The following is a 23,983-nucleotide window of genomic DNA, read 5'->3' on the forward strand; positions in this document are numbered from 1 at the left end:
CGACGCACGCCGGCCCGAAACGGTGGTTATTCGACACAGCTCGGTCCGACACACCGACTGGCCGGAGCGACACTGCTGACCCCCGCGCTTACCTACCGTGGGACTGTACATCTCCCGATGACCGAGAACCCCGACACCGCCGAGCGACTCGCGGCACTGTTCGCCGAGTTGCCCCCCGACAGCGGCCCGCTCGTCGACGAGGCGGTCGCTGTGGCGGAAGACGCTGCGGACCTCCGCGAGCGACTCGCAGCCCTCACCGAGGCACCGACCCCCGAACTCGGCGACGACGAAGTCGCCGCGGTGCCCGTCACGACCGAAGCCACCGACGACGGCGCGGTCGACCGCGTCCGGTCGACGGTCGGCGGCCTCCGCTCCCGCGTCGCCGACGGCATCGAGACCATGGGGTCGAAAACGCGGAATGTCACCGACATCGACTCCCACTCCGACTCCCACTCCGACGACTCGACTGACGAAGTCCCAGACGTCCCCGCCACGACCGAGTCGCCCGAAGCGAACACACCCCGCCCGACACCAGTCACCGCCTCGTCGCGTTCGCTCGCACGAGTCCGTGGTCACGCACGGTCGGGGATAACCGAACTCAAACACACCGCTCGCAACGCCGACCCGAAGCAGGCGGCGCTGTGGGGAGTAGCGACGGGTGTCACACTCGCTAACCCCGCAATCGCCGCGGGGTACTCGACGGCGGTGCTGCTCTCGGGTGCAGTGCTCGGCGGCAGCGTCGTCGGCGCGTACGCGAGCAGTCACGAGAACACCGTCTTCGACGGCGTCGACCCTCTCGAGATGGCTCGCCGCTCGCGTGGTATGTCGGCGGCGAACGCCCATCGAACGAACGTGAACGGGGCCGCTCTCGGGAGTCTCCTCGGCGTGTCGACGTATCTCGCCGAGACGATGACGCCCGAAGAGTACGCTCACTGGCTGACCGGCGTCGACGCCGACCTCGTCGCCCGCGGGGCCGAACTGGGTGCGGGCCGCGCAGTCACCGACGAGGAACTCGGCGTCTCGACTCCCCGAACGGGGGCGCTTCTCGGCGGCGGGTTCGGTCTCCTCTACGGGCTGGCGACCGAAGGTGCAGAGGAGGGCGACGACACGCTTCGAGAACTGCTCGACGACGACCTGTTCGAGGAGTACGAGCACGCACTCGACGACTCCGAGTCACCGTCGGAGACTGACGTTGAGACGGACCCCGAAGAGTAGCGAGTCAGTCTCCGGATTTTCGAGCGTTCACGTCCACGCTCAGAGTCGCTGCGAGTGCGCCGTACAGTTCGATATCTTCGCCGAGCGACGTGAGCGTCACCGCCGGCGGGTCGGCGGCGAGCACGTAGTCGTCGAGCGACGCCCGAACGCCCGAGAGAAACCACTCGGCGTTGTTGCGGGCGACGGACCCGCCGACCGTCACCACGCCCGGGTCGTACGCGTTGACGAGCGTGCCGATTCCCGCGGCGTTGTAGCGCGCGATTCGGTCGAGAAGGTCGCAAGCGACGGCGTCACCGTCGTCGGCCGCTGCGAACACGTCCGGTGCGCGTATCTCGTCGTGTTCGCGCAGCGAGGAGGGTCGGTCATCTTCGGCCACTATCGACCGAGCGAAGTTCGGAATCCCACGGCCCGAACAGTACGCCTCCCACGCGCCGCGGACACCCGTGCTCCACAGGTCGCCGTCGGCGTCGATAGAGAACAGACCGACCTCGGCAGCATACCCACGTTCGCCGCGGAGCGGCCGCCCGTCTTCGACGACGCCTGCGCCGATGCCGGTCCCGAAGGTGACGTGTGCGAGACTGTTGTGATTCTCGCCCGCCCCGAACTGGTACTCACCTAACGCGGCGGCGGTACAGTCGTTCTGGACGAGGGTCGGCAAGCCGAACGCCTCGTCTATGGCGGCGGCGAGCGGAACGTCGTATCGTTTCGTCCCGTCGGCGGCGTCGAACTCGGCGACGACACCGCGTTCGGCGTCGACCAGCCCGGTTGTCGCAACGGAGACGACTTCGATTGGCTCCGAAGACTCGTCGCGGACGGTTGCGACGGCGTCGACGACTTGTTCGGCCAGCGCGTCGGCACGGGTCCGCTCGCTACGCACGTTCACGAATCCACGTTTGGTTCCGCGGGCGTACCGCAGTCGAGTACTGACGACGTCGACGACGACGCTTGTCGGACCGTTCACGTCTCCAAGGGGGTCGCACCCGGTATCAATGTTCTCCACTTGCTGGACCGGTTCTCGATGTCTCCTCGCCCGCAACCTGTCCGACCGACAGTCGCTACCGACTCCCGTCACAATCCAGATTTCATATCGCACATGTTGATTTATTTGCGAACACGGGCGCTCGACCCGCACGCAGTTCGCTCCGGGTCACAGCAGTTCTGGGTTCTCAAATCCCGGTTCTGACTCTCGACACACTAGCTATCCGTGACGTCTCGCTCGGCTGACTGTGCGAGTGAAGCACAGATGTCCTCCCCACCAGTATTGTCCCGCACACGTGACAACACGTTGAACTCTACGTCCAGCGTACCATCGTGCATTCGAGGATGTGAAGATGAACACACAGTACGTTCGGGCGGTCGCTATCGTCGTTGCGTTGTTGCTGGTCGTCGCTCCGACGGTGCCGGTGACCGCCGAAAGCACGCAGCGTAGCGTGCAGACGAGTTTCGAGGAGCGCCAACGGTGTGCGATGGACGCAGTCGTCGGAGACCCATCAGATGACAGAGCGGTGCTCGAAGCAGCACGGGCAGGGACGAACGCAGGCGTGTGTGACGCGAGAGCCGCCGGGGCCAGATACACCGCACAACAGTATCAACGGGTGTTTCTCGGCGCACGTGATGGGGCTATCGAAGCGATGAACGTCGAGAACAACACCGAGCGATACACGCTGGCGGACGTCCAGAACGCCTCGCGCGGGGCTGCACGGGCGGCGCTGTCGAACGCACAAGGAAGCTCTCCGGAACTGCTCTACGACGTCGCCTTCGGTGGCGCGTTCGGCGCACTACGGGCAATCGACGTAGACGACTACTCCGCGTCGTTCGCCGAAGCGGCCGCGGAAGGCGGTGTGACCGGTGCGCTCACGGCCGGGCGGGAGTCCGGAGGGACTGCGACGTCCCGAACGATGACGTACGCGGCGTACGGCGGTGCTTCGGGGGCGATGCTCGGTGTCGGACAGCAGTACAACGAGAGCATCGTTCTGCAGAACGTGTCCGCTCTGTACACCGAAATCAGAGCGCTCACGCCGGAACCGTCGGCTGTCGGCTCCGGGAACGCCGGCAGTTCGTCGCCGACGCAGACGTTCGACGACGTGGTGTCGAGTGCCAGCGGGGCCGCACACGGTGCCGTCGAAGCGACACAGCAGCGGACCGTGCAGGGAGTGAAAACGACCGCCGCCGAGACGATGGCTGCCGCGTTCGGGAGCGCGTGGAGTGCGGCGAATAGTGCCTCCGAGGCGGATACGCGGACCGGTGCAACCGAACGCGCCGCGTCTCTGGGTGCCTCGAAAGCGCTCTCAACGTCTGACGCTGCTCGCAGCAGCGCTTCGACGACCACCGACTCGCTCAACCGTCTCGTCCAACTGGCGTACGAGTACACGACGGAACTGTTCGACGGGCAGTAGGTCAGCGACCGACTGTCGGGTCCGTCAGTTTGTCGGGTCTGCTGGGTCTGGCGGGGCCGTCGAGTCCGTCCGACTCGTGACGTTGCGCGCCGGGTCTTTCTCCGGTATCCGCACTGCACGACGGAGAATCGCGTAGCCGGCGACCAAACTACCGAAACGGAGCGCCGAGACGACGAGCAGTGCCGTCACTTCGAGAATTCCCGACGGCGTCGGTACCACGCCGACCGGAAGCACGTCGAGCACGAACAACTGGAAATCGAACGGAACCTGTACGGAGGCGATTTCGTACGTTACGCTCCCAGCGAGCGCGGGTGAGCGTTTCCACACTAACCAGATTGCTTCGGGGGCGACACCGACGACCCACGCCAGCAGCAACACCGGCCACAGCAACACGTACCGGACCCGAAAAACGGTTCGGGCGACCTGCCAACCGAGCGCAGCGCGTATCGACTGCGTCGCCGCCACGCGAGCAAACGACGCCGGAAACAGGTACAACGAGAGGAGACTCGCGGCCAGAAACGCCACCAACAACCTCGTTTCGAGCGCCGCAATCGCCTCTATCGAAGGCAACTGCCCCGGTTCGCCGAGTATCCACTGGAAGGCGACGCCGCCGAACAGTTGCTCGAACGCCTCGAAGACGATTCTCGCCTCGTACCCGGTCGCGCCAGTGCCCAGTACGGACGCGAGATACGTCGACGTGTCGGCGTATCTCCCTCCGACCCACGTGGTGAACAGATGCGCTTGATACCAGACGACGAGTATCGCAAGCGGAACCGCGCTCCACCCGAACCAGACGACGAATCCACGAACGCCGTCGCCGAGCAGTCGCCGCCAGTCGGTGAAACCCGGCGACTCGTCGCGGAACAACGGGGACACGTAGCCGAGCAGCAGTACGGTCGAAAGTGTCGTCTGCATCGCGGCGAGCAACACCCCGAACAGCACCGTCACCGTCGGGTTCTCCTCGTCGACGACGTCGGCGAATCGTTCCCAGTTCATTCTGAGACACTTCCCCGTGCCGCGCCGGTTGCGTCGGTAACGGTCGGTCGCTCGTCGCCGACGGACTGCTCGGCTTTCTCGGGTTCTTCGGCCTCCTCGACTTCCGTCATCGCTGAAAGGTCACGCCACGCGCGGCCGACGACGGCGTACGCGGAGACGAGGAAATAGAAACTCACCGCGTACGCAGCGAAGACAACGTACTCCGCGAGGTCGAGGGCGACGGCCGGAATCAACACGATGCCGACGAGTCCACGAACCACGTCGACCTCCTGTGCGTACAGAAGCGGAACGTACAGGAGCGTCGTACTCGCTACCCAGCGAACGAAGAAGCCGACCCACGCCCGGGCGTACCCCGGGTGCAGGAAACGCGACCGGAACGTCGAGAACGAGAAGGCCGCCAAGAAGCGCCGTCGTTGGGTCGCGTGCGCGACCATCGCGGGCGCGACGTAGAGAATCGCTACCATGAGCAGATACGTATCGAGCGACTGTGCGAGCGGCCCACCTACCATCGCGGTGAAGTCGACGGTTTTGCCGACCAGCATCGGAACCAGCGCGAACAGCACGCCGCCGCCGAGTACGGTCCCGACGAGCGAGACGACGACGGTTCCGTTCGCCCCACTCTCGGACGTCCACTGCCAGTTGAGAAACAGTACGGCTGCGAAGATGACCCAAATCGCGTAGATTCGAGCCCCGTCGACGAGCAGCGTCCGCCAGTCGTCGAACGCCGGCGTATCGGCGGTGTCGCTTTCGAGTTCCGCGCGAACGACTCGGGCGATGTAGCCGTACGCGAAGACGAGTGGGACGAACAGGAACGCACCGTAGTACCACAGAAACCCGCCGAACAGTACGGTCAACAGCTTTCTTCCCCACCCCTGATTCGTCTCCGAGTCCATCGTCACACCTACACCTACGATAACCGACAGCTACGAGCAAAGCCTTTTTTCAGGCTGCTCGGAGCGTCTCGGCGGAAGATACGTTCTTCGTTCCGTCTCGTGTGCGGACCCCAGAGCGGGCCTCACGGATTCGGCCGGAGGTCACAGTGAGTCACCGACTGTCACGTCACACGAACCGTTATCGCCCCGAGTGAGCTATCAGTCGCATGCGCGTTCACTTCTCGGACCCGACGTTCGACTATCAGACCCTCCGCGCGATGGCGTACACGACGTATCGCGGGGCGGAACCGGGCGAGTGTCTGGCGACCGTCGACCGAATCGACGGCGTCGACTTCGAGGCGTGGTACACCGAGTGGCGACGAACTGCCGACCGAGTCGCAGTCGCCGGCGAGTACGCCGTCGCTGGCGACCACGACGAGACGGCCCGGGACGCGTTCTTTCGCGCTCACAACTACTACCGGACCGCGGAGTTCTTTCTGGACGGCGACGACTCCCGCCGCGTGCCGACGTACGAGCGCAGTCGGAAGGCGTTCCGACGGGCGCTCGACTACCTCGACGCCTCGGTCGAACAGGTCGAGATTCCGTACGAGGAGACGACGCTGCCGGGGTATCTGTTCACGCCCGCGGTCGAATCCGGCGGTGACGACGGCGACGGCGACGGTGACGGCGACGGCGACGGCGACAGCAACGGCGACAGCGCGGCCGGCGACACCGAACGGCCGACGGTCGTCTGTCTCGGCGGGTTCGACTCGCTCGCCGAGGAACTGTACTTTCTCTGTGGCGTCCCAGCGGCACTCGAACGGGGCTACACGTGTTTCATCTTCGACGGACCCGGACAGGGCGCACCGCTCCGATTGGAGGGGATGAAAGCACGAACCGACTGGGAGAACGTCCTCGGACCGGTACTCGACGTGCTGGTCGACGACCCCCGCGTCGACGCCGGCCGAATCGGCGTCGTCGGCGCGAGCATGGGCGGCTACTACGCGCCGCGGGCGGCGGCGTTCGACGACCGTATCGCCGCGGTGGTCGCGTTCGACCACTGTTTCGACCTCTGGGACGCGGCGGCGGAGGGGCAAGAACGAGTCGCCGCGCTCATCGACCATGCACCCGGGTTTCTGGTCAACGCACTGGCCTCGCTCGGCACGCGTTTCGACGCCGGGTCGCGTTGGCGGATGGAGAACTCACGGTGGGTGTTCGGCACCGATGCCGCGAACCTCAGACGGACGCTGCGAGAGTACTCGCTCCGTGACGTCGCCGACCGAATCACTTGTCCGACGCTGGCGCTCGCCGGCGAGGACGACCATCTGATTCCGCTCTCTCTCGTCTACGAGTTCGCCGACGCCGTCGCCGGCCCGACGACGACGCGCGTGTTCACGACCGACGAGGGTGCAGGCGAACACTGCCAAGTTGGCAACCTCTCGCTGGCGCACGGCGAGATATACGACTGGCTGGACGAGACGCTCGCAACCGGCTGAAACTTCCCAAAATCACTCGTACGATTCGTACGTCGCGGTCCCGATATCCACGCGGACGAGCGTGTTCTCGGGCCACGCGTCCGGTTCCGCGCCGTACTTCGGATTGATTCGCCGTGCCGCGGCGGCCGTCTCCTCGTCGTCGTCGACTATCGTCGCCGTCCCGAGCAGCGTGACGCGCCACTTGGCTTTTCCCTCGTCGTCCTCCTGTATCGAGACGGCGACGCGTGGATTCTCACGAACGTTTTCGAGCTTCTTGCCGGTCGTCAGCACCTCCAGCGTGCCGCCGTCGTAGTGATACCAGACGGGGGCGACGTGCGGACGGCCGCCGACACAGGTCCCGAAATGCGCCATCATCGGCTTTGCAGTGATTCGTTCTTCGACTTCCGGTGTGACCGTCTCGCTCATACCGATGGTAGGTGCGCCACCGAGAAAACAGTCCGCCGGGTGCCTCAGTTGCCCGCGACGGTGACGTTCTCGCTCCCGCGCCGAAGCACGATTCCTCGGTCGTTGCCGACGAGCGTGTTGTCGACGATTCGGCCGTCGTCGGACGCGAGAAGGGTGACCGCCCGACTGTTGTTTCGCAGGAGGTTCCGCGTGACGACCACGCCGTCGCTCTCGATGAGGAGGACCCCGTCGCGGTTTCCATCTACTTCGTTGTCCAGTAGTCGGTTGTCGTCGCTGTCGCGGAGGCGAACGCCGACAGCGTTGTCGAGAAGGCGATTTCCTTCCACCCTCGTCTCGGCCGTGCCGTCGGCCAACGCGACACCGTACAGTCGGTTCGAGAGCGTCGTGTTCCGCACGAGTGTTCCACGTGCGCCCGAACTCCAGACGCCGGCGACGCGGTTCGAGACGAGACGACTGTCCCGAACCGTGGTGTTTTGGCTGCCGACGAGTGCCACGCCGTGGTCGTTTCGCGCCGCCAGCAGGCCCACGAGCGTCGTGTTCGTCGTGTCACCGACGAGGTGGACGCCGAACAGCGCGTTGTCGGTGACGGTGACATTGCGGAGGCGAGTCGAGTTAGTTCGGTCCGTCAGCGAGACGCCGTAGACGCTGTTTTTCGTCGCTGTCGTGTTCTCGACGACGCTCTCGGAGACGGCTCTGAGCGCGACGCCGATGCGACTCCCTCCTGCAGTGACCCCCTCGACTGTGAGGGTTCGGACCCGTGTCGCCCGAACGGCGTCGTCCCAGTTCGACACCGAGAGGCTTCGGAGCGTGACGTTTCTCGTCCGTCGCTCCCACGACCCGACGACGACCCCCGCGGTGCCGAAGCGGCCGTCGCCGCGGACGGCGTAACCGTTGCCGTCGACGACGACGTCGTCGGCGCGGACGACGAGACACCGCCCCGTGTCGGCCGTGAGATTTCGCGTCAGTTCGTAGCGACCGGGTTCGGTGAGGTTCGTGCAGTCGTCGACGGGTGTCGTCTCGCCTGCTTGCTCTACCTGCGTCGGGCCGACGCCGAGACACGCCTGTGAGAGGCAGACGACGGCGACGACGAGGACGAGTCGAACGTCGGGCATCTCAATGGCGGCCTCCGGTCATACGGTGGGGTCCACGAGAAGCGAAAAGAGCGTTCGCCCGTCCGGAGTCCGTTCCGAGACGCTCCGGTCAGTGACCCGCACCGGTCGCCTGCAGGCCGACGACGCCGAGAACGATGAGACCGACGAAGCCGATACGGGCGGCCGTGAACGGTTCGTCGAACAGATAGATACCCGCGATTGCCGTGCCCGCCGCGCCGATACCGGTCCAGACGGCGTACGCCGTGCCGATGGGGAGGTCTTCGACGGCCATCGACAGCAAGTAGACGCTCACCGCCATCGCCGCGAGGGTGCCGACACTGGGCCAGAAGTCGGTGAACCCGTCGGTGTGCTTCAATCCGAGCGCCCACACCATCTCGAACACGGCAGCGACGAGGAGGAGTAACCACGACATGCATCTCCATCCGAGGGTGCGGCACAAGACACTGGTGTTCCGTGTCTCACATCCCGTGTTCGGTATCCTGTGTCCCGTGTTCCGCGTTCCGCTGAGCGTCCGCTTCTGCGGTTACTGCTCTCGCCTTGCGCGTCGCTGTAGCCGTAGATGACGCAGAAACGGTGAGCGTCGTAGCTGCCGGCGACGTCGCAGTTCAGGTGTCGAGCGGAGAAGAGACGTGCACGGCCCGCGTGTCGATGACGGTCACCTCGCGGCCGTACGCGCGGAACGAAAACACGCGGTCGGCAGGTAGTTCTTCTCTTGGCAGTCGGAACACGCTGTCGAGCGCGTCGGGGTCTACCCAGTTGTACAACGGTTCGTCGAGGTCGAGCGCGTCGCAGCCTTCAGCCTCGGCGATGGCGAGGACGACTGCTTCGCTCGTCGGTTGGTCGTCGTGTACCTCGTACCGAACCTCGGTCGTAAGCGGTTCCTCGGCGTTCGCAAGCGGAACGGGGTCGGACTCACCGAGGGGGCCGTCGTGGCCGCCGGACGACTGGGAGACATTGGAGTCGTCGTCGTCGGTTGGCGTCATCGTTACCCGATAGTTGGTGACGAGTTCGGTTGGGTTTGGCCATTCACCCGTGAAGACGTTTATACACGCCCCAGCAGAAGCCTTCTACTCCGCTATTTCGCCGGGTCTGTCTGGGTGCTGTCGGCGAGCCCTGTCGCTTCGATGAGTCTGGCCTGACCACGTCGAAGCCGTCCGGCGACGGCGCGCGGAGAGATGTCGAATCTCGCTGCGAGTTCGTCGAGCGTGATTCGACGGGGTTCGTCGAAGTAGCCGGTGCGGTAGGCCACAGCCATCGCCTCACGCTGCTCGGGTGTCATGTCACCCAGCGAGTCGCCCCGCCGGTTCGCAGAACCCGAGACGCGCGTGAGTGAGATGGGTATCTCGTTTTCGCGGCAGAACTGCGTGAACGACGCCGCCCTGTCGCCGTCGGCGAATCGAACCGAGAACTCCCACTCGACGGTGTTCGCCCGCGCATCGAGGAGTGTCCCGTCGTTCTGGACGATACCACGGAAGGTTCCGGCGGCCTCGTGGTTCCACCGTGCGCTGAGTAGCGCCCCGTTCTCCACTCGGTCGACGATGGTAATGTGGTCGATGGCTGGTTCGCGTTCTGCCGACGAGGCGAAGGCGTCGGACTCTCCATTGAGCACCCAAAAGAAGGGCATCACCGTGTCGTCGGTCGGCACGATTCTGTCGATTTCGATACGTGTCTCCGGGTCGTCGCCGATTGAACGACCCAACGCACAGGCCTGCGTCGGAACGGTGAACGTGACGTTGACACTCATACACGTGGGGTGTACCCACGAGTACATACTGCTGTCTGTTCTCTCTGAAATCTGACACTCACTTCGAAAGACTAAACCGAGTGGTCAGGACGACGACTGACTCGCTTGGAGAGAACAGCACCGCGAACGACGTGCCCGTCGCTCAAGTCGTTCGGCGGCCGTCGTCACAATAGGTGTCTTGCCAGCGCCGGGCGGTCCGCAGAGTAGGAGAACTACGCTACTGTCGCGGGACGGTGTTCGGTCAGTTCGGTTACTTCATTCGCTTTCGGAGGCTGTCGAGCGTCAGCAGCCCCTGTATCGCGTACGACAGCTTTCGGCTCTTTCGTGCGATGGTGGCAGCACCCAGAAGCAGTGCCGCGCGCATCTTCTTGCCTTGCTTCCACGCCAGCCCCGCCTGTGCGAGCAGCGACAGCAGGTTGAGTCGGTCGAGCGTACTTCCACCTTTCTTCCCGCCGGTCGGATTGTCGGTAGCCATACGACGGGATACGACGCCCAGCCACGTAAGTGACGGGGCGGAAATGTCGAGAGTGGACGACTCCTCGCGCCGGTCACGCGCTCTTACGCCGCGTTCTCTTCGGTGGCGCAGCGACTCTCGACCGCTCGCTACAGTCCGCGTCCCACCTCGCGGAGTCGGCCGAGTTCGGCCTGTGCGGTTGCCCGGAACTACTCGCCGCTCGCGTCGGGTTTCGACTCCGTCTCCGGACTCGACCCGAGCGCGCTCATCGTCGTCTCCGGCGTTACCGACTCACCGTGAAGCAGTTCGGCGAAGACGATGCGAATCAACTGCAGCGACAACACCAACACGAGCGGACCGAGGAACAGACCGTACCACCCGAACAGCATCGTCCCCATGATGTACGAGAACATCACGAGGCCGGTGTGAATCTTGCGCCCGGAGATGTACGGCCGGAGCACCGTCTGCGGCAGGATATCGAGCAGGAGAAAACAGACCACGAGCAGGCCCAGCGGGTAGACGATGAGACTCCCCGAGGCCTGAAACGCCCGGACGAGAAGCGCGAGTACGAGTGGGACGTAAACGAGTTTCCCGACGACGATAGGAACGAGCGTCGCAAGCCCGGTCAGCAGCGCCAATAGCGCCGCGAGCGGAACCGTCACCGGGTCCGGCGCGACGAGGTTGTACCCGTGATAGACGGCCGTCGCCAGCACCGCGACGACGAAGATGAGCAGGATGTTGCCGAAGTACAGCGTCTCTAAATCCTTGTCGACGGCAGTGACGTAGCCGTACGCCGCGGTGCCGGGGTCGGCGACGTCCGAACGAAACCAGTCGGCGACTTGGTTGCCGTCGCGCAGCAGGAAGTAGCCGATGGTGAACGCCAACGAGAGATGGAGGAGTCCGTTCGCAATCGCGCCGAGCACGCCGACGCCGGCGGTGAGCATTCCCTGTATCTGTCCGTTGCGGACCGCGCTGACGACTTGTCCCGGTTGATTGAGCACCGACTGTAACTGCGAGAGGTTCTGTGTGCCCGGTATCGCCTGTAGCAACGCCTCCATCTGACCGCCGGTGACCGAACTGAGTTCGTTCAGTCCGACGACAGCGATGGCGGCGACGACGAGAAACAGCGGCAGAATCGTCAACAGGAGCGTCGAGATGGCTGCGAGGCCGTCCGACGGCGCGACCGTTCGTACGCGCCGGTACAGCGGCCGGGTCCCGTAGTACGCGAACAGGCCGAGCACGAGCGTCCCGACGAACGAGTACGCGACGAACGCCAGCGTCGCACCGAGTGCGAGCGTGAGTAGCCACCACCCAACTGTCGTCCGTGAGAGAGACGTGTCGATATCGGCGAACATACCCCGACTACGACGCCGAGCGTGAAACCGATGGGGGGTGAGATTTTATCGGTGCGTCCCCAACGGCCCCCCAGAGATGGCATCGTTGACGGGCATCCGTGGCGCTATTTACTTCCCGACACACTCGCACAATCACTACCAGTCGTGGGCCGCCTACGACCCGGCCGTCGCGGCGAACGACCTCGACTACGCGAAGCGACTGAACCTCAACGCCGTTCGCGTGCTTCTCAGCTACCACTGGTGGCGCGAGAACCGCCGAGCGTTCGCCGACGCGTTCGACGACTTCCTGCTCAAAGCCGAGAACCGCGGTATTCGCGTGCTTCCGGTGCTGTTCGAGAGCATCGGCGAACAACCCACGAAACCGCGGCGGCGACCCACTGGCGACGCGCCGCCGCTGAAATCACCTGCAGGGGCGACGATTCGACGGCCGTGGCGGTGGGACGGGCCGCGGAAGTTCACCCGCTGGGTGGCGAACCGCTGTACCGACCCGCAGGTCGTCCTCGCGCTGGAAATCATGAACGAACCCGGCGAGTACGAGCCACGGGTGCAGTTCGTCCAAGAGATGCTCAGCGTCGCCCGCGAGACGACGCCGAACGTCCCCCTCACTGTCGGCTGTAAGGACATTCGGTTGAACACGCAGTTTTCGGACCCCGGACTCGACGTGTTCCAGTTCCACATGAACCTGCCACCGACCGAGAAACAGGCACGTCGGCAGATTCGGGACGCGGTGACGTTCGCCCGGACCCACGGCAAACCGGTGTGGCTCACCGAGTGGCAGCGCCTGCGACGGAGTCCGCGCTCGAAGCTTCGTCCGAACTACGCCTCGCTCGCGCCGATAATCCGCGAGAGCGCACTCGACGGCGACTTCTTCTGGCAGTTGATGCTCAAGCCGGCGTACATGCGGAAACAGCGCAAGAAGGGCCGCATCAACGGCCTGTTCCACGCCGACGGCGCAGTGTTCTCGGCCTCGGACGCGAACGCACTCGCCAAACTGCCGCAGACGGAGTCACGCGGGGACACCGCCGCAGACTCCGTCGACTGGACCGAGCGGCAGAAGCCGCCGAAGGAGTTCGACGCGGGCGGTAACTGACCGAACCTTAGTCGCGCTTTTCGTTTTTCTTAGCTCTGCTCGCTTTCCTCGAAATCGAGCGCGACGGAGTTGATACAGAAGCGCTTTCCAGTTGGTTCGGGGCCGTCGGAGAAGACGTGGCCGAGGTGGCCGTCGCAGTTCGCACACCGAACTTCGATGCGACGCATCCCGTGGCTGTTGTCCTCCAACTTCGTGATTTTCTCCTCGTCGGCGGCGTAGAAACTCGGCCACCCACACGCGGAGTCGTATTTGGTCTCCGAGTCGAACAGCACCTCTCCACAACCAGCACATTTGTAGATGCCCTCGTCGTCGCGGTCGACGTGCTCGCCACTGAATCTCGGCTCAGTGCCGCTCTCTCGGAGAATCTTGTACTCCTCGTCGGTCAGTCGCTCGCGCCACTCGGCGTCGGAGTTCGGGAGGTCTGACTGTTGCTCGCTCATGAGTCGGCGTAGGGGGCGACGCCGGTTAGGGGTTCTGCTCGCGGGCGTCGGCGACGACCCGCTCCAACACGACGCCACCTTCGAACCCACCGCGTGCCTCACGCTTCACCCAGCGCAGACGGTCGAGTTCGTCCGCGTCGATGCCCATCTGCTTTCGAATCGCGGCGACGACTTCGAGCACGTCGGCCAGTTCCTCGGGCTGTCGACTCTCTTCGAATTCTTTTGCTTCTTCGACCAACTTCTCGGCGAGCCGTCGTCGATGCTCGTCGCCCTCGGCGACGTGTGTGACGGGTCGTTCCCCGCTCTCGCGGATTATCGCGGGGATGCCGTCGCGGACGAGTTTGTCGTACTCGTGGCCTGCGTCTTCCTCGCTCATCGACTCACTCCGGAAACAGTTCCTCCTCGCGCTCTATCGACTCAATCTTCCGAACGTCCTCCTCGTCGAGTTCGAGGTCGGCCGCCGCGAGGTTCGCGCGCATGTGGGCTTCGCTGCTCGCTTTCGGGATGGTGACGACGTTCTCTTTGCCTGCCAACCACGCGACGCTGACCGCCGCCTCGTCGGTGTCGTGTTTCTCCGCAATCTCGGTGAGTTCCGGAATCTCGAACACCTTGCCGGCGGCGAGCGGCGAGTACGCGACGAGAGAGTAGTCGTGTTCGCGGGCGTGGGAGACGAGGGCAGGTGAGTAAAACAGCGGATGCATCTCGGTCTGGTGGGCGAACAGCGGCGCGTCGAGCAGGTCGATTGCCTCGTCGAGTTCGGCGAGCGTGAAGTTGCTCACGCCGACGTGTCGGGTCCGACCCGCGTCGACGAGTTCGTCGAACGCCGCGAGCGTTTGCTCGGGGTCGTAGGTGTCGATTGGCCGGTGGACGTACACCAAATCGGCGCAGTCGACCTGAAGTCGTTCGAGGCTCTCGGTCGTACTCGACAGCACGTCGTGATAGCCGAGTTTGTCGGCCCACACCTTCGTGGCGACAAGGACGTCGTTGCGGGGGACGGTGCTCTCGGCGAGTCCCTCACCCACGGTAGCCTCGTTGTCGTAAATCTGGGCCGTGTCGAGGTGGCGATAGCCCATCTCGACTGCGGTCCGAACGCTTTCGACACCCGCGTCGCCGTCGAGTCCCATCGTGCCGAGACCGACCGGCGGCAGCGTCGTGTTCGTCTCGTGGTCGCTCACGCGCCCAACTCCTCGTCGAAACCGGCCGTGGCCGCAGCGTCGCTGACCGCCACGCCGTCGATGTCGAGCAGTCCGGAGAGCGACTCGATTTCGTACGTCGGGTCGACGTCGAGGGGGTAGTCGGCGCGGTGCTCGCGGCGGATGAACACCGAGTCGAGGCCGGCGTTGTGCGCGGCGAGAACGTCGGTGTCGCTGTCGCCGACGAACAGCGCGTGTTCGGCGTCGAGGTCGGTGAGCGCTCTGTCGACGTAGTGGGTGTTCGGCTTCTTTCGCGTCACGCTCTCGGGGATGGGTTCGCGGCCGTACGCCGTCTCGAAGAGATGTTCGACCCCGAAGTGCGAGAGAACGAAATCGACCGTCGCCTGCTGGTTCGACGAGACGATGCCGAGTGGATGGTCGAGCGAGCGAACCGTGTCGAAGTCGTCGTACAGCGCCTTCCGACCGGCGCGAATCTCGTCCTGTTGGGCGCGGGAGGCGATACGGTCGCGGGCGGCGAAGAACGTCTCGGCGTCGAAGCCGTACGTCTCGGCGACGGCGGTGAGACTCTCGGGAGTGACGCCGAGAGACATCGCGTCCACGTGGTCGTCGTGCGGATCGGAGACGCCGCAGTCGACGAACGCCTCGCGGGCCGCACGTTCGAGGACGGCGAACTCGACGAGACTCACCAACACCCCGTCGTTGTCGAAGATGATTGCGTCGTACACTGTCGTGAACTGACGAGCGAGTCGGCAAAAAGCATCCGCCCCTCCGCTGGTATCGACCGCCGCCGAACTCACCGACAAACGAATCTTTTAGCGCCTCGCGGACTACCGTTTTCCCGATGGCGAAGTCCACAACGGTCGGCACCGACTGGGAGGGACGATGACCCGAACCGTCGGCATCGTCGGCGCGGGCGCGGCGGGCGTCGGCGCGGCGTACGCGCTCGACGACACCGATTTCGACGTGACGATTTTCGAGAAGAGTCGTGGCGTCTGCGGCCGCGCGGCGACGCGCCGCAAGCACGACTGCCGGTACGACCACGGCGCGAACTACCTGAAGGACGCCGACGAGCGCACCGTCGAACTCGTCGACGACCTCGGCGACGACGGCCTCGTCGCCTTCGACGACCCGGTGTGGACGTTCGACGGCGACGGCGAGATACGCGAATCCGACCGCGACCCGGAGACGAAGTACACGTGGGAAGAAGGAATCACCCAACTCGCCAAGCGACTGCTCGCACGAACCGACGCGACGGTTCACAATCAGGTACGTGTCGAACGTCTCCAACACGGCGACGGACGCGAACACGTCGACGAGAAGGCCTGCGGTGACCAGTGGTATCTGACCGACACCGACGGCAGCAAACACGGGCCGTTCGACGCGCTCGTGTTGACACCACCGGCCCCTCAAACCGCTGCGCTCTTGGCGGAGACGAAGTGGCACAGCGAGCATCTTCCGGCACTGCGCGAAGTCGTCGGCGCGGTACACTATCGGACGATTCGGTCGGTGATGCTGCACTACCCCTTCGAGGTGGACGTGCCGTACTACGGACTCGTCAACACCGACAGGGAACACGACATCGGCTGGCTCTCCCGAGAGGAGTGCAAGCGGGGCCACGTCCCCGACGGCGAGAGCCTGCTCGTCGTCCAGATGGCTCCGCACTGGTCGGAGGAACACTACGACGACCCGATAGAGGAGACCGCCGAGACGGTGGCCGAGAAAGTCGCCACGCTCGTCGGCGACGACCGACTCACGGAGTTCGACTGGACCGACGACCAAGGCTGGCGCTACGCGCAACCGAACTCCGGAGCGAGCGAGGAAATTCTCCGTCGCGGGGAGTCGGACGGGCTGTTTTTCGCGGGCGACTGGGTCGCCGGCGAGGGCCGGGTCCACTTGGCGCTGTGGAACGGCGTCGAAGTCGGTGAACGGATTCCCGAGACGTTCTGAAGCTGGAATCTCTACGTTCGATTCTCCCGACCTGTCGGAAAGTTATTTGCGCTGCACCTGAGAGCGAGACGTATGTCCTACCCGGTCCCACGGCGCGCCCTCCTACAGACAGGAACGACGGCACTCGTCGCGCTCGCGGGGTGTCTCTCGGGAAACGGCGACGAAACCTACACTGCAGTACCTCGGGAGACCGACCCGGTTCGTACTGAGGGTGAACCACTGAGAATCACGCGCAGCGTCTCTTCGCTAGGCGCGAGGCTGCATGAGAACGGAAGCGTCGACGCCGGCAACGACGCGACGCCAGTAGCGTTCGACGAGTGGGCTACCGACGAGAGCAGCGATATCGCGGCCGAGGAGGTGCGCCGCAAACTGCTGGAGCAGACCGGTTCCTCGGAGACGGGCCTCGATGTTTGGGCCGACGACGCGGCGAACTCCGTTCTCGTGACGACCACGACGACCGTCGAGCGCGAGCACGCCGACGTTGCGTTTCCTTCCAGTCTGTACCGGAAAGCCGTCGAACACTGTCCGCGGACGGTGACTGTCATCCTTACCGCCGACGGTGAGCGTGCGACTACCGAGTTCGCAGTCTCCGCACGGGCCATACTCCAGACCGTTTAGCAGAGACGTGGGTCGTCTGTGCTCGAAAGCAACCGGAAACAGCCGGATGAGACTCTCGAAACGGCCACTCAATAGCCGTACTGAGGCGTATATTCCTCACTTACAGTGGACTTAACAAACTCGACGGACACCCAACAGTCGTGACGCGTCCTGTCCGAGTCGCGCGAGAAGACACCACCCGACCGACAGGACCGCTCGCCACCCCTACCAATGTCTCAAACTGACCGACCGGCGCGGACCGACGAGGCGGAGTCGACGTACGAAGCGTACATCCTGGGCGTTCGCATCGTCGAACGGACGACCGACGACGGCGACACCGTCTATCGATTCGAGGCCCCACACCACGAGGGCGTCGACTTCGAGGACCCGGAGATGGCGACGCTGTACGCGGCCGTCTACTTCGACGTCAACGGATTTCAGGAGGCCGGCACCGGCGAACGCGGTGTGCCGCCCGAAATCATCCAAGCGGGCAGAGACACCCTCGCGGCGTACTTCCTCACGCAACCAGGAACGGATGTCAACTGGGTCGCCTCCTTTTACGGCGTCAAGACGAGCAAAATCGAACGCTACGTCTCGTGGGTCCGCGAACGCGCCGAGAAGATTCGTGAAGGCGCGGCCGAACGAGGCGTCGAGTAACCTGACGCGACGCTGGATACGCCACTCGGCCACGAACGCGTCCACGCCGTCGATAGTCGGCCCGAATTTCCCGATATCGACGCCGACTGGTCCATCGACGTCGACGCCGACAGCGTTCCGTACGCGGTTCCCGACTACGAGAAACTGGTCGCGTCCGAAGAGCTGACCATCCGGAACTCGACGCTCGTGGAGGTCCTTCGCAACCTGAACCAGCCTTCGCGGCTTCGACTGCTGCACAGCGGAAACGTCGCCGCCTCGCTCTCTTCGAGCGACGGCGACGACTACGTCGGTAGTCGACAGGTCGGCTACTGGTACGAGCGAAACGGACGAATTGTGGAGAACCTCCGGCGGGTGACGGAACCGGACGAGGAAACGCTGTTCGTCGTCGGGGCGAGCCCCGTCGTTCCGGTGAAACAACTGTTAGACGCCGAACCGTCGACGTGTTCGCCGAGTTCGCTTCCGCTCCCGTTGTCGTAACGGCGTGAGAGAGCATGTCTCGATTCACACAGGGCTGAATCGACCGGACGACAGCTGCCACGGGTGACGAAAGAATCTTATACCGATACTATAATAATCCAAACACTCAATTTTCTAAACCAATTTGGTGTGAAATACGTATATACCACACAGTATCCGAACAAAGAATATATTTGATACCAGTTCTCTATTATAAAATTACATTACAGAATCGGACAACGATGCACTCGGATGGTCGAATTCACCAGACGGAAACTGATGGCAACGTCGCTGGCGGCGTCGCTGGGCGCAAGCGTCGCAGGCGTCGTTAGTGCGGACGAGGACGCCGACACCCCAAAAGCTCCCTCGGTAGACGGGAAGATAGAGCGTTTTGCGACGACAGCACTCGGTGCGGAGGTCACCGGGCCGGAAGTCACGAAGAGCGGAACGCTGTTTTTCAGCCTCCAGCACCCGAGCAGAAAGAACCCCGAACCGTTCAACAGCGGCGGTATCGGCTACGTGAGCGGCTACAACATCGTCGAGGATTCGGCGTTCGACGAACTCGGCGTTCCTTCGACCGACGAACAGCAGAGTCGGGTCAGAGTCGCAAACGGCGAATACGTACTGCTCGCCCGCGAAGGCGACAACATCGGCGAGAACGCCGACCTCGGCGTCCCGACCACGCCCGACGGCATCGGACTCGACGAGTACCCCGGCCCCCGCTACGGCAACCTCGGTTACAACCCCGACTGCAACCGCTTTATCCCTCTGAACGAGGAGGAGACCGAGGGCTATCTCTTCACGAACTTCGAGCAGAGTCCGGGCGAAATCAGCCGGATTCCGATTAGTCAGGACGACGACGGCGAGTGGGAGGCCGACCTCGACGGTGCGGCGAACCTCGCAAGCACCGAGGCGTTCCGGGACATCGGCGGCACCCGAATCAACTGCTACGGCGACATCAGCCCGTGGAACACCTATCTCTCGGCCGAAGAGGAGTACTCGCATCCACGACTCTCCCTGACTGCGACGACGAGCGACATCGTCGAGGCCGGTAGCGGCGTCGGCCTCCGCGGGGCGGCGCAGTTCTACAACCGACCGAATCCGACCGAAGTCGGCAGCACCGAGTGGGCCGAAGAGTACAACGACGGCGCGTATCTGCAGGGGTCGTTCGCGCTCTCGGGTCTCGAACTGCAGGCGTACTATCTCGGTGCGGACGCGGTCGACCAGAACGACGACCTCAGCAGCGACGTCGATATCGAACTCGGCCAGACGCCCATCGATAGCCCGTACCCGAACCCGTACCGTTACGGCTACATCGTCGACTTCCGTGACTCCGACGGCGAAGAGCCGATGCCGATGAAATACTACGTCGGCGGCCGCGCGGCGTGGGAGTGTCCGGACGTTCAGGCCGACGAGAAGACGATGTACCTCAGTTCCGACGGCGACAACAAGGGCTTCTACAAGTTCGTCGCCGACGACCCGATTCCGAGCTACGACGACCCGATGGACGTGCAGGGGACGCTGTACGCCGTCGAAGTGACGAACGAGGAAGCAGCCAAGAAAAATCCGCCGGGCAACGTCGACCTCGAACTCGACTGGATTCCGCTCGGCCACGCGACGAACGCGGAAGTCGAGTCCTGGGTTGCGGAGTACGACGACGTGAGTCAGGTCGACTACCTCGAATCTCACGCCGACACCGACTGGGAGGAAGACTTCGAGACCGCGATTGCGGAAGCCGACCGGGAAGTCGCCGAGAACGGTAACGCCGACTACATCTCCGACGAGGACATCGTCAGTTGGGCGGAGCAGTACGCCGAAAACGGCCCCGAAGGGGTCGACGAGGACCTCCGCCGGGTGCCGTTCCTCGAAACCCGCGCCGCCGCGAAAGAAGTCGGTGCGACCGTCGAGTTCAGAAAGAGCGAGGGTATCGACAGCAAGGACGACGCCCAACCCGGCGACTACATCTACGTCGGTATCTCGGAGGTCAACGACGGGATGACCGACGACGAGGGCGCACTCCAACTCGACCGCGTTGACGGCGGACTCGTCTACCGCGCCGAAATCGAGGACGACTACAACATCTCGACGCTCGAACCGGTCATCGTCGGTGCCGACGCCACCGACACCGCCGATGTCGCCGACGACGCACTGCTCAACATCGACAACGTGTTCGTGCTCAACGACGGCCGCGTCCTCTGTTGTGAGGACGCCGACCAGTTCAGACGCTCGTACCCCAACGACTGTCTGTACGTGTACACGCCGGAGGGCTGGACGCCCGGCGAGGGCGAGGGCGACGAAGACGACGACCGAGGCCACGGCAACGACGACGGCCACGACGACGACAACCCCGGAAACGGAAAGGCGAAGGGTCGCGGTCGGGGCCGCGGTGACAACGAAGACGACGAAGAGGACGAAGACGACGAGTAGTCCGACCGCCTAAACACCTCGGACGTGCCCTCGGTCGACGGTTCCCTCTCATCTCTGATTTTTGCTTCACCAACGTTTCGGCGGTGACTCGACTACTCGTCTCCGACCGCCTGATGAATCTTCTCGCCCCGCTGTAGCCGCGAGGCGATGGTGAACGTCTGCTCGCGTTCGCGCCGCGTCGGGAAGTGCGCCGCTAGGTAGCGCGCGACGGCGACGGCGAGCGTCCGAACTTCTTCTGCTGCGTCGCGTTCGTCCATCTGCGCGAATCCGGCTTCGAGCGCCTGATACGTGTGGAACCCGGCGTCCTCGCGGAGCAGCGCCTCACCCAACCGCTCCCGGAGCGTCGACAGGTCGCCGCCCGCGTCGAGGTAGTGCGCTGCGGCGCGGCCCGCGTCGTTGACTTCGCCTTCCATCTCGAACGTCATCCGGAGGTCGCCGAGCAGTTCCTCGGGGTCGGCGCTCTCGTCTCCCGGTTCGGGAACCGGCGCGGCCGGCGTGTTGAGAAACCGGTCGAGGTAGACGTTGACCGCCGCGTCGAACACACCTCGATAGAGTTCGGGCGCGTCGGTCCGTTGGCTCGCCTGATGGACCGCGTTCGCGTAGGTGAACGTGTGGTGGACGGTGTTCCAGTCGGAGAACTCGTTGGCCGTCGAAAACTGTGCGACGCGCGTCGCGGCGGCGTACGCGACCGCTCGGGCGAGTTGCTCGACGGTCGCGCCCGCTCGAATCGCGTCTTCGAGCGCAGTGACGACGCGGTCGGGGTCGTCGTCGCGGAGCGTCTCGGTGAAGTCGTCGGGTTCGGTCCACTCCTCTCCTTCGCCCGCCGCGCGCAACTCGTCCAAACGACCGAACGAGTCGTCGAGCATCCCGGCGAGGTCTATCGGCTGTCGCCACGAGGAGCGTTCTTCGCTGCGGGCGGCGGTAGCGAGACCGTCGACGAGACTCGGGAGGACGTGTTCGGCGTGGTCCCAGCCGACGAGGTCCAGCGACTCACAGGCTTTGTTCACGAAGTCCATCGTGTGTCCGGTGTCGAGATAGCGGTGGTCCGTCGCCGCCGAGACGAGCATGTCCGTGAGTTCCGCCTGCGACGCACCCGAGGCGATAGCCGTCCGGAGACAGCGTTCCGCGCCGTCGGCGTCGCGTACCTCGATGCAGTCGCGGAACCACGATTTCAATCGCTCGTGCGAGAGGTCGCGCGCCTCGAACGATTCTTGGTCGAACTTCGGTGGTTGGTTCGCGCAGTCGGACGCCACGTGGACGAGTCCCTGATACAGCGCGCGCTTCTCGTCCTCGTCGCGCAGCGTTGGGAGGACGTTCGCCATCGCCGTCAGAATCGTGAGACCGGAACTCCACCCGCCCTCGCGGTAGCGCGTGCCGAACAGCACCCCCGTCTCGACCTGTTCGCTCGCGTCGACACCCGCGTCGACGAGGCCGATTGCGGATTTGGCGAGCACGAGGCGAAGGTTCTGTTCGAGGCCGTCTTCGAGTCTGTTCGCCCAGTGGTCGGCGGGCGATTCGTCGCGCGTCGGGTGCGGGTCGACGTAGACGGCCCCGTCGCGCAGTTCGACGGGGTAGCTCTCCACGTCGTCGGCCCACGGGTCGAACGTATCGCCGCAGGAGAGTTCGAACCGCGCGTGATGCCAGTGACAGGTGAGGATGCCGTCCTCGACGCTGCCTTCGGTCAGCGGAAAGCCCATGTGCGGGCAGCGGTTGTCGACGGCGCGTACCTCGCCCTCGTGGTGGAACAGTGCGATTGCTCGGCCCTGTACGTTGACGAGCTTTCGTCCCGCCTCCGCCAGTTCGCGCTCGCTTGCGACTTCGACGGGTTCGGACCCGGCGTCCGGGGTCTCGGTGCTCATGAGAGACGCTGACGAGTAGCAGGCACAAAACCGTTCGCTGGAGCCAATTTTTGCAACTAATTTGTCACAATCTGCGACGTGTCGAATCGGACCGAGAGACGGTGTAGCGTGTCGCAAACCGGTTCGGTGACGGAGACAGTTCGGCGACGCGATGATTTATATAGCAGCACACGTAGTTCCTATAACCGTGTCGCTCACCCTCCACATCGACCCCCACGTCCACTCCGAAGCGTCGTACGACGCGGCCGACCCGGTCGAGCTCATCTTGGAGCAGGCGGCCGAAATCGGTCTCGACGCGGTGGTCATCACCGACCACGACACCATCGAGGAGTCGCTTCGCGCGGCCGAACTCGCACCGCTGTACGGCCTCGTCGGCATTCCCGGCGTCGAAGTTTCGACTGCCGAGGGCCACCTCTTGGCAATCGGTGTCGAAGAGATGCCGCCGAAGCGACGGCCGTACGGCGAGACCATCGAGTGGGTTCACGACCACGGCGGCGTCGCCATCGTCCCGCATCCGTTCCAGCGCAGTCGCCACGGCGTCAGAAAACGGGTGCTCGACGCGCTCGTCGTCGACGAGAGCGAGGAACCGGCCGCAGCCGTCGACACACCCAAGCCCGCCGCTGCCACCGCGGTCACCGCTGGTGCGTCCGCCGACACCGACGGCGGAATCGACGAAGACGACGGGAAAAACGCGGACGCCGATGTCCGGAGGGCGGCCCGGACGCCGGACGCCGTCGAAGTGTACAACTCGTGGCTGTTTACGGGCTACAAGAACCGGCGCGCGCGCCGGTTCGCCGACGCGCACGACTATCCCGGTGTCGCCGCCAGCGACGCGCACTCACTGTCGCTCGTCGGCCGGGCGTACACCGCGCTCACGATTCCGGACGCGACGCGTGCGGACCTCGACGCGTCGCTGATTCTCGAGGCCATCCGCGACGGGTCGACGACGGTACAGGGTCGGCGAACGCCGATACCGATTTCCGCGCGTCACTACGCCATCGGCGCGGCCAGAAAGAGCGGTTACTACGCGAAAATCGGCGCGCTCCGGAGCGGAAAGGCGGCGAAAGCGGGTGCGATGCTCAGCGCGAAGGCGGCCAAAACCGGCGCGCTCGTCAGCGGACGCGCGGCGAAGACCAGTGCGGTCCTCGGCAGTCGGTACGCGGCGGTCGGTGCGGTCCGCACCGCACGCCTGCTGTCGAACCTCTCGCCACACTCTCGTTCGCCGTAAACGTTCTCGCGTCGGATTCTCGTCCGTCGTTCGAATATCGAAGTCACGAACGGACTGCAGAGAGCGACGGAACCGTTGCCGTC

General features: G+C 64.4%; 25 protein-coding genes. 10 read left to right on the forward strand and 15 right to left on the reverse strand.

The genetic code is table 11. The features are described from left to right. The first annotated feature begins 117 nt into the window (after window positions 1-117). Window positions 118-1,215 (forward strand): hypothetical protein, encoded by a 1,098-nt coding sequence (locus tag AUR64_RS14130; RefSeq protein WP_058582578.1) that lies wholly within the window; start codon window positions 118-120, stop codon window positions 1,213-1,215. A gap of 4 nt (window positions 1,216-1,219) precedes the next feature. Here AUR64_RS14130 and AUR64_RS14135 read toward each other — a convergent pair whose 3' ends face one another. Beyond that, complete coding sequence (locus tag AUR64_RS14135; RefSeq protein WP_058582579.1) at window positions 1,220-2,176, reverse strand: ROK family protein; 957 nt, start codon at window positions 2,174-2,176, stop codon at window positions 1,220-1,222. 370 nt (window positions 2,177-2,546) lie between these two features. Here AUR64_RS14135 and AUR64_RS14140 point away from each other — a divergent pair, with 370 nt between their 5' ends. Further along, on the forward strand, window positions 2,547-3,611 hold the full coding sequence (locus AUR64_RS14140) for a hypothetical protein (protein WP_155120616.1): 1,065 nt from the start codon (window positions 2,547-2,549) through the stop codon (window positions 3,609-3,611). 24 nt (window positions 3,612-3,635) lie between these two features. Here the strand turns inward: AUR64_RS14140 and AUR64_RS14145 are convergent, their stop codons facing one another. Together AUR64_RS14145 and AUR64_RS14150 are read right to left on the reverse strand one after the other, a co-directional pair. Further along, window positions 3,636-4,607: a DUF4013 domain-containing protein gene (locus tag AUR64_RS14145; protein WP_058582581.1), complete on the reverse strand. Its 972-nt coding sequence runs from the start codon at window positions 4,605-4,607 to the stop codon at window positions 3,636-3,638. After that, window positions 4,604-5,500: a DUF4013 domain-containing protein gene (locus AUR64_RS14150; RefSeq protein ID WP_058582582.1), complete on the reverse strand. Its 897-nt coding sequence runs from the start codon at window positions 5,498-5,500 to the stop codon at window positions 4,604-4,606. The genes AUR64_RS14145 and AUR64_RS14150 overlap by 4 nt, the downstream gene beginning before the upstream one ends. Before the next feature lie 206 nt (window positions 5,501-5,706). Here AUR64_RS14150 and AUR64_RS14155 point away from each other — a divergent pair, with 206 nt between their 5' ends. After that, window positions 5,707-6,975: an alpha/beta hydrolase family protein gene (locus AUR64_RS14155; protein ID WP_058582583.1), complete on the forward strand. Its 1,269-nt coding sequence runs from the start codon at window positions 5,707-5,709 to the stop codon at window positions 6,973-6,975. Window positions 6,976-6,987: 12 nt separating this feature from the next. Here the strand turns inward: AUR64_RS14155 and AUR64_RS14160 are convergent, their stop codons facing one another. The 7 genes from AUR64_RS14160 to AUR64_RS14190 all read right to left on the reverse strand — a co-directional run bounded on the left by AUR64_RS14160 (window position 6,988) and on the right by AUR64_RS14190 (window position 12,045). Next, on the reverse strand, window positions 6,988-7,380 hold the full coding sequence (locus AUR64_RS14160) for a pyridoxamine 5'-phosphate oxidase family protein (protein ID WP_058582584.1): 393 nt from the start codon (window positions 7,378-7,380) through the stop codon (window positions 6,988-6,990). A 44-nt stretch (window positions 7,381-7,424) separates the two neighbouring features. Beyond that, window positions 7,425-8,492, reverse strand: coding sequence for a right-handed parallel beta-helix repeat-containing protein (locus tag AUR64_RS14165; RefSeq protein ID WP_058582585.1), 1,068 nt, complete (start codon window positions 8,490-8,492; stop codon window positions 7,425-7,427). A gap of 88 nt (window positions 8,493-8,580) precedes the next feature. Beyond that, complete coding sequence (locus tag AUR64_RS14170) at window positions 8,581-8,904, reverse strand: DMT family transporter (RefSeq protein ID WP_058582586.1); 324 nt, start codon at window positions 8,902-8,904, stop codon at window positions 8,581-8,583. A gap of 193 nt (window positions 8,905-9,097) precedes the next feature. Then, entirely contained in the window at window positions 9,098-9,475 is a 378-nt protein-coding gene (locus AUR64_RS14175) for a HalOD1 output domain-containing protein (protein ID WP_058582587.1), read from the reverse strand. 92 nt (window positions 9,476-9,567) lie between these two features. After that, entirely contained in the window at window positions 9,568-10,236 is a 669-nt protein-coding gene (locus AUR64_RS14180; RefSeq protein ID WP_058582588.1) for a helix-turn-helix domain-containing protein, read from the reverse strand. A 250-nt stretch (window positions 10,237-10,486) separates the two neighbouring features. After that, window positions 10,487-10,711 (reverse strand): hypothetical protein, encoded by a 225-nt coding sequence (locus AUR64_RS14185; RefSeq protein WP_058582589.1) that lies wholly within the window; start codon window positions 10,709-10,711, stop codon window positions 10,487-10,489. 188 nt (window positions 10,712-10,899) lie between these two features. After that, window positions 10,900-12,045 (reverse strand): AI-2E family transporter, encoded by a 1,146-nt coding sequence (locus tag AUR64_RS14190; RefSeq protein WP_058582590.1) that lies wholly within the window; start codon window positions 12,043-12,045, stop codon window positions 10,900-10,902. Window positions 12,046-12,121: 76 nt separating this feature from the next. On the opposite strand from AUR64_RS14190, the gene AUR64_RS14195 reads away from it, so the two are divergent. Next, window positions 12,122-13,135, forward strand: a complete 1,014-nt coding sequence (locus AUR64_RS14195; protein ID WP_058582591.1) for a cellulase family glycosylhydrolase — start codon at window positions 12,122-12,124, stop codon at window positions 13,133-13,135. Window positions 13,136-13,164: 29 nt separating this feature from the next. On the opposite strand, the gene msrB is transcribed toward AUR64_RS14195, so the two are convergent. Genes msrB through AUR64_RS14215 form a run of 4 tightly spaced genes read right to left on the reverse strand, consistent with a single transcriptional unit; the run spans window position 13,165 to window position 15,454 of the window. Beyond that, window positions 13,165-13,575, reverse strand: coding sequence for a peptide-methionine (R)-S-oxide reductase MsrB (gene msrB / locus AUR64_RS14200; protein WP_058582592.1), 411 nt, complete (start codon window positions 13,573-13,575; stop codon window positions 13,165-13,167). Between the two features lie 25 nt (window positions 13,576-13,600). After that, window positions 13,601-13,951 carry a nucleoside triphosphate pyrophosphohydrolase gene (locus AUR64_RS14205; RefSeq protein WP_058582593.1) on the reverse strand — a complete coding sequence of 117 codons (351 nt, stop codon included), beginning with the start codon at window positions 13,949-13,951 and terminating at the stop codon, window positions 13,601-13,603. A 4-nt stretch (window positions 13,952-13,955) separates the two neighbouring features. After that, complete coding sequence (locus AUR64_RS14210) at window positions 13,956-14,750, reverse strand: aldo/keto reductase (protein ID WP_276203539.1); 795 nt, start codon at window positions 14,748-14,750, stop codon at window positions 13,956-13,958. Next, a complete protein-coding gene (locus AUR64_RS14215; RefSeq protein WP_058582594.1) occupies window positions 14,747-15,454 on the reverse strand; it encodes an HAD family hydrolase in 708 nt (235 codons plus the stop codon). Before AUR64_RS14215 ends, AUR64_RS14210 begins: the two co-directional genes overlap by 4 nt. Window positions 15,455-15,611: 157 nt before the next feature. On the opposite strand from AUR64_RS14215, the gene AUR64_RS14220 reads away from it, so the two are divergent. The 5 genes from AUR64_RS14220 to AUR64_RS14240 all read left to right on the forward strand — a co-directional run bounded on the left by AUR64_RS14220 (window position 15,612) and on the right by AUR64_RS14240 (window position 20,813). Then, complete coding sequence (locus tag AUR64_RS14220) at window positions 15,612-16,676, forward strand: NAD(P)/FAD-dependent oxidoreductase (protein ID WP_058582595.1); 1,065 nt, start codon at window positions 15,612-15,614, stop codon at window positions 16,674-16,676. A gap of 72 nt (window positions 16,677-16,748) precedes the next feature. Then, window positions 16,749-17,294 carry a hypothetical protein gene (locus AUR64_RS14225; RefSeq protein WP_058582596.1) on the forward strand — a complete coding sequence of 182 codons (546 nt, stop codon included), beginning with the start codon at window positions 16,749-16,751 and terminating at the stop codon, window positions 17,292-17,294. A 210-nt stretch (window positions 17,295-17,504) separates the two neighbouring features. Further along, complete coding sequence (locus tag AUR64_RS14230) at window positions 17,505-17,930, forward strand: hypothetical protein (protein WP_058582597.1); 426 nt, start codon at window positions 17,505-17,507, stop codon at window positions 17,928-17,930. Window positions 17,931-17,942: 12 nt separating this feature from the next. Next, window positions 17,943-18,407, forward strand: a complete 465-nt coding sequence (locus tag AUR64_RS14235) for a DUF5694 domain-containing protein (RefSeq protein WP_276203541.1) — start codon at window positions 17,943-17,945, stop codon at window positions 18,405-18,407. Window positions 18,408-18,638: 231 nt separating this feature from the next. Next, a complete protein-coding gene (locus AUR64_RS14240) occupies window positions 18,639-20,813 on the forward strand; it encodes an alkaline phosphatase PhoX (RefSeq protein WP_058582599.1) in 2,175 nt (724 codons plus the stop codon). A 92-nt stretch (window positions 20,814-20,905) separates the two neighbouring features. Here the strand turns inward: AUR64_RS14240 and AUR64_RS14245 are convergent, their stop codons facing one another. Continuing rightward, entirely contained in the window at window positions 20,906-22,672 is a 1,767-nt protein-coding gene (locus AUR64_RS14245; RefSeq protein ID WP_058582600.1) for a Rieske (2Fe-2S) protein, read from the reverse strand. Window positions 22,673-22,823: 151 nt separating this feature from the next. Here AUR64_RS14245 and AUR64_RS20140 point away from each other — a divergent pair, with 151 nt between their 5' ends. After that, window positions 22,824-23,900 carry a PHP-associated domain-containing protein gene (locus tag AUR64_RS20140; RefSeq protein ID WP_058582601.1) on the forward strand — a complete coding sequence of 359 codons (1,077 nt, stop codon included), beginning with the start codon at window positions 22,824-22,826 and terminating at the stop codon, window positions 23,898-23,900. Window positions 23,901-23,983: the final 83 nt, after the last annotated feature.

Origin of the sequence: Haloprofundus marisrubri, from assembly GCF_001469955.1 — an archaeon.
In the GTDB taxonomy this organism is placed as follows: Archaea; Halobacteriota; Halobacteria; order Halobacteriales; family Haloferacaceae; genus Haloprofundus; species Haloprofundus marisrubri.

What these genes read in the sequence shown, in the direction of transcription:
- AUR64_RS14245 (WP_058582600.1), bottom strand. Translation starts at nt 22,672, where the DNA reads ATGAGCACCGAGACCCCGGACGCCGGGTCCGAACCCGTCGAAGTCGCA.
- AUR64_RS14240 (WP_058582599.1), top strand. Translation starts at nt 18,639, where the DNA reads ATGGTCGAATTCACCAGACGGAAACTGATGGCAACGTCGCTGGCGGCG.
- AUR64_RS14170 (WP_058582586.1), bottom strand. Translation starts at nt 8,904, where the DNA reads ATGTCGTGGTTACTCCTCCTCGTCGCTGCCGTGTTCGAGATGGTGTGG.
- AUR64_RS14140 (WP_155120616.1), top strand. Translation starts at nt 2,547, where the DNA reads ATGAACACACAGTACGTTCGGGCGGTCGCTATCGTCGTTGCGTTGTTG.
- AUR64_RS14205 (WP_058582593.1), bottom strand. Translation starts at nt 13,951, where the DNA reads ATGAGCGAGGAAGACGCAGGCCACGAGTACGACAAACTCGTCCGCGAC.
- AUR64_RS14195 (WP_058582591.1), top strand. Translation starts at nt 12,122, where the DNA reads ATGGCATCGTTGACGGGCATCCGTGGCGCTATTTACTTCCCGACACAC.
- AUR64_RS14180 (WP_058582588.1), bottom strand. Translation starts at nt 10,236, where the DNA reads ATGAGTGTCAACGTCACGTTCACCGTTCCGACGCAGGCCTGTGCGTTG.
- AUR64_RS14160 (WP_058582584.1), bottom strand. Translation starts at nt 7,380, where the DNA reads ATGAGCGAGACGGTCACACCGGAAGTCGAAGAACGAATCACTGCAAAG.
- AUR64_RS14165 (WP_058582585.1), bottom strand. Translation starts at nt 8,492, where the DNA reads ATGCCCGACGTTCGACTCGTCCTCGTCGTCGCCGTCGTCTGCCTCTCA.
- AUR64_RS14225 (WP_058582596.1), top strand. Translation starts at nt 16,749, where the DNA reads ATGTCCTACCCGGTCCCACGGCGCGCCCTCCTACAGACAGGAACGACG.
- AUR64_RS14150 (WP_058582582.1), bottom strand. Translation starts at nt 5,500, where the DNA reads ATGGACTCGGAGACGAATCAGGGGTGGGGAAGAAAGCTGTTGACCGTA.
- AUR64_RS14175 (WP_058582587.1), bottom strand. Translation starts at nt 9,475, where the DNA reads ATGACGCCAACCGACGACGACGACTCCAATGTCTCCCAGTCGTCCGGC.
- AUR64_RS14190 (WP_058582590.1), bottom strand. Translation starts at nt 12,045, where the DNA reads ATGTTCGCCGATATCGACACGTCTCTCTCACGGACGACAGTTGGGTGG.
- AUR64_RS14185 (WP_058582589.1), bottom strand. Translation starts at nt 10,711, where the DNA reads ATGGCTACCGACAATCCGACCGGCGGGAAGAAAGGTGGAAGTACGCTC.
- AUR64_RS20140 (WP_058582601.1), top strand. Translation starts at nt 22,824, where the DNA reads ATGATTTATATAGCAGCACACGTAGTTCCTATAACCGTGTCGCTCACC.
- AUR64_RS14145 (WP_058582581.1), bottom strand. Translation starts at nt 4,607, where the DNA reads ATGAACTGGGAACGATTCGCCGACGTCGTCGACGAGGAGAACCCGACG.
- AUR64_RS14230 (WP_058582597.1), top strand. Translation starts at nt 17,505, where the DNA reads ATGTCTCAAACTGACCGACCGGCGCGGACCGACGAGGCGGAGTCGACG.
- msrB (WP_058582592.1), bottom strand. Translation starts at nt 13,575, where the DNA reads ATGAGCGAGCAACAGTCAGACCTCCCGAACTCCGACGCCGAGTGGCGC.
- AUR64_RS14155 (WP_058582583.1), top strand. Translation starts at nt 5,707, where the DNA reads ATGCGCGTTCACTTCTCGGACCCGACGTTCGACTATCAGACCCTCCGC.
- AUR64_RS14130 (WP_058582578.1), top strand. Translation starts at nt 118, where the DNA reads ATGACCGAGAACCCCGACACCGCCGAGCGACTCGCGGCACTGTTCGCC.
- AUR64_RS14220 (WP_058582595.1), top strand. Translation starts at nt 15,612, where the DNA reads ATGACCCGAACCGTCGGCATCGTCGGCGCGGGCGCGGCGGGCGTCGGC.